General features: G+C 45.1%; 2 protein-coding genes and 1 pseudogene. 2 read left to right on the top strand and 1 reads right to left on the bottom strand.

What is annotated here, in order from left to right:
* Both crtO and H6S82_RS23690 read left to right on the top strand, forming a co-directional pair.
* Positions 1 to 1649 (top strand): beta-carotene ketolase CrtO (crtO, locus tag H6S82_RS23695; protein WP_191056805.1); only part of this gene is annotated, 1649 nt, incomplete at its 5' end.
* A 188-nt stretch (positions 1650 to 1837) separates the two neighbouring features.
* Positions 1838 to 2944 carry a saccharopine dehydrogenase NADP-binding domain-containing protein gene (locus tag H6S82_RS23690; RefSeq protein ID WP_190470009.1) on the top strand — a complete coding sequence of 369 codons (1107 nt, stop codon included), beginning with the start codon at positions 1838 to 1840 and terminating at the stop codon, positions 2942 to 2944.
* Between the two features lie 236 nt (positions 2945 to 3180).
* Here the strand turns inward: H6S82_RS23690 and H6S82_RS23685 are convergent.
* Positions 3181 to 3658: pseudogene (locus tag H6S82_RS23685) on the bottom strand (cobyrinic acid a,c-diamide synthase); the annotation flags it as partial.

The raw sequence follows: 3658 nt of genomic DNA, 5'->3' as shown, positions 1-3658 counted from the left end.
TAGTTTGTGCTGCTTATCTGCTCAAAGCAGGATATAGCGTTTTATTACTAGAAAAACGCTCTGTTCCTGGCGGTGCAGCAACTACCGAGGAAGCATTGCCAAAAGAAGCACCGGGTTTTAAATTCAACCTGTGTGCGATCGACCACGAATTCATCCATCTGGGCCCAGTAGTTGAAGAATTAGAACTGGAAAAATACGGCCTGGAGTATCTTTACTGCGACCCAGTGGTATTTTGTCCCCATCCAGATGGTAAATACTTTTTGGGTCACAGATCCGTTGAGAAAACCTGTGCGGAAATTGCCCGCTACAATGAGCGCGACGCCAAAAAATATGCCCAATACACAGACTTTTGGCAGCGGGTGATCAGCGCTATGATTCCCATGTTCAACGCGCCACCAAAGTCGATCGTCGATATTGTTGGGAACTACGACTTTAAAAAGCTGAAAGATTTAATTTCTGTTATCGGTGGCCCGGATAAAACGCTGGACTTTATACGTACAATGCTAACCAGCGCCGAGGATGTCATCAACGAATGGTTTGATTCCGAGTTTCTCAAAGCACCTTTGGCAAGATTGGCATCCGAACTCGGTGCGCCTCCCTCTCAAAAAAGCATTGCTGTGGGTGCGATCATGATGGCAATGCGCCACAATCCCGGCATGGCTAGACCTAGAGGCGGTACTGGCGCTTTGGTGACGGCCCTAGTTAATTTAGTCACAAGTTTGGGTGGAAAGATACTTACTGACCAGCACGTTGAGAAGATTTTAATCGATGACGGTAGAGCTGTGGGAGTTCGGGCTGGTGGTGGCAGGGAATACCGCGCAACTAAAGGTGTTATTTCTAACATTGATGCCAAGCGCTTGTTCTTGCAATTGGTCGATGAAAGCGATGTGAATGCTGCCGACCCAGATTTAAAGGAGCGTTTGGAACGTCGCATCGTTAATAATAACGAAACTATCCTCAAAATCGACCTAGCGATGGATGAACCGCTGCGCTTTGTGCATCACGACCATAAAGATGAATATCTGATCGGTTCTGTGTTGATTGCCGATTCTGTCAGACAGGTGGAAATTGCCCACAGCGATCCGTCTGTTGGTAAAATTCCGCTGGAAGACCCGTCAATGTATGTAGTTCAGCCGACGATGCTAGACCCGTCGATGGCACCTCCCGGCAAGCATACGCTTTGGATCGAATATTTTGCGCCTTATCAAATTGCGGATGCGGAGGGAACGGGTTTAAATGGGACGGGCTGGACGGATGAATTGAAAAATAAAGTAGCCGATCGCGTTATCGATAAGCTCGCAGAATACGCGCCCAATGTCAAGACTGCGACGATCGCACGTCGCGTGGAAAGTCCCGCCGAACTGGGAGTGCGTTTGGGAGCCTACAAAGGTAACTACTACCATATCGACATGACCCTAGACCAGATGGTGTTCTTCCGTCCGTTACCGGAATTGGCAAACTACAAAACGCCAATTGATGGACTGTATCTCACCGGTGCGGGAACTCATCCGGGTGGCTCAATTTCCGGTATGCCGGGACGCAATTGCGCTCGCATCTTCCTGCACGCACAGCAGCCTCTCGCCCAAACTCTCAAAGATGCGGGCAATTCTCTCAAGTCTACCGTCGCGTCGGTGTTCCGCATTTCTTAGGGGATAGGGGCTAGGGGTTAGGGGTTAGGGGATAGGGAAGAGGGAAGAGGGAAGAGGGAAGAATTTTGACTTTTGACTTTTGACTTTTGACTTTCCCACTCCCCCACTCCTAGTTTCAACCTGGGAGCGAGGTTTTTGAGGCTCTACCTCGCTTATCTTAGTAACATTCGACGAATGACCAATGACTAATGACAGATAAAGTTTTAATTGTGGGAGGAAGCGGGCGAATTGGCAGCAGCGTTGCTGCGGATTTAGTTGCCCACACAAAGGCAGAAATTACTATTACCGGGCGAAATTCAGCTGCTGGGGAAGCGGTGGCCCAGCAGCTGGGGTCGCAAGTAAAATTTTTGACTTTGGATTTGGCGGAAAAGGAGAAATTGCGGAATGCGATCGCATCTTCGGATATTGTCATCCACTGCGCTGGGCCATTTCACTACCGCGATGCGATCGTTCTGAAAACCTGCATCGAAGAAGGCGTTAATTATTTGGATGTCAGCGATCATCGCTCTTTTACAATCAAAGCGCTCAATTATAAATCTGCCGCCGAACAAGCTGGCGTAACCGCAATTGTGAATACGGGTATTTTTCCCGGCATTTCTAATAGCATGGTGCGACAGGGTGTGGAACAATTGGATGAGGCAGAAAAGATTCACCTCAGTTATGTAGTATCGGGTTCTGGCGGTGCGGGAATCACGGTGATGCGAACGACGTTTTTGGGTTTGCAAAATCCGTTTGAATCTTTGATAAATGGGCAGTGGGAAACTGTGAAACCTTATAGCGATCGCGAAACGGTTGTATTCCCACCTCCCTACGGTCGCACTGGCGTTTACTGGTACGATATGCCAGAAACTTTCACTTTGCCGGATACTTTTCCCGTCAAAACAGTGATTACAAAATTCGGTTCCGTTCCCGATTTTTACAATTACCTAACTTGGTGGGTTGCTAAGTTTTGGCCGCCCAAAGTCCTCAAAAATACCGCGACGATCGAGTTTTTATCTACTGTCAGTCACAAGATGACTAATTTTACCGATCGCTTCAGCGGTATTGGCGTAGCAATTCGTTCGGAAGTCACCGGAAAAAAAGATGGAAAGATAGCTAGTTTTTGTTCGACTTTAGTACATGAAAATACCGCAATTTCAGCAGGCTACGGCACCGGTAGCATTGCCGAATTATTGCTGAATGGCAAACTGAAAAAACCCGGTGTTTGGGCGGTGGAACAAGCATTACCAACCGATTTGTTTGAACAAACAATGGCAAGCCGTGGTGTAACTATTCAGGGAGATTGGATAAATTAGTATCTCATCGTCGGGTGGGGGACGGCACGAGCGATAACTTTACTTTTTCAACTAATAATTATTTTCCCGTGCCGTCACTCACCGAGCGCAATTGTGTTTAATATCACGAAATCTTTTTTACCATAAATCCGAAATATACCAGAAATAACAAGGGATTGTCTTGTCCCATAAAGGTTATTCTATAAATATTTACGCGCTTTCATGGTAATATATTTTTGTTGACTTGCTGAGTTTTATTAAATATTAATCACTTCCAGATCTTGAGTGAAAATACTCTCTTGTTCCGGTTGATAAATATATTCGTAATCGAATGTTAAAGATTGGGGATGGCGAATCATTGAAAATCCAAAATCGCTAACTGTATTTGTGGTAAAAGTATTCATAACTAGCTCGATCGATCGCTTTTCTGATAAATCGGGTATTTGCACATAATAATCGTGTTTTTCAAAGAAAATCCTTTCGTATTTCGGCACAACTATACCGTTAAGTTTGTGAGCTTTTTGAATAGGCTTAATATAGTTTTTGATAAAGCTGGTTGGAGATTTTTGTAATATAGATAATCTTTCTTGTTGCGCCCAACTCATCTGAAATATCATTTTCAGAAGCTCAAAGCCTAAAATATAATTGAAAAGGCTATTTTTTTCTTCTGTACTGATCACCAATCGTAAAGCCGATTCTAAATAATCATGAGGCTGTTCGCGCAAATCTTGAGAT

It is taken from the genome of Planktothrix sp. FACHB-1355, from assembly GCF_014748295.1.
In the GTDB taxonomy this organism is placed as follows: Bacteria; Cyanobacteriota; Cyanobacteriia; order Cyanobacteriales; family Aerosakkonemataceae; genus Aerosakkonema; species Aerosakkonema funiforme_A.
The sequence above is the reverse complement of the archived record's forward strand: the minus strand, read 5'-3'. Positions and strand labels throughout refer to the sequence as shown.